Here is a 357-nt window from a genome sequence, read left to right as displayed (position 1 = left end):
GACTGTTTGCCGGGATGTACGAAGCCGACATAAAGGGCGGGCGGCCGAGCATCGCGCCGGAGAAATTGCTGCGAGCCATGCTCATTCAGGTGCTTTACAGCATCCGCTCGGAACGCCAGCTCATGGAGCAGGTGCAATACAACCTCTTGTTTCGCTGGTTCATTGGCCTGGCAATGGATGATGTGGTGTGGGTGCCCACGGTCTTCACGAAGAACCGCGAGCGGTTAATCAGGCACGACGCCGTGATCGAATTCTTCAACGAGGTGGTGAACATCGCTGGGAAGAATGACCTGCTCTCGGGCGAGCACTTCAGCGTGGACGGCACGCTGATCCAGGCGTGGGCGGGGCACAAAAGCT

General features: G+C 58.5%; 1 protein-coding gene. It reads left to right on the top strand.

Annotation, left to right across the window (positions count from 1 at the left end):
- Nucleotides 1-357: transposase (locus SB822_RS55525; RefSeq protein ID WP_410858901.1), on the top strand; the 357-nt coding region annotated here is incomplete at both ends.

The sequence above is a fragment of the Paraburkholderia sp. SIMBA_054 genome (genome assembly GCF_046534875.1).
GTDB lineage: Bacteria > Pseudomonadota > Gammaproteobacteria > Burkholderiales > Burkholderiaceae > Paraburkholderia > Paraburkholderia hospita.
This window is presented reverse-complemented; position numbering and strand designations above follow the sequence as displayed.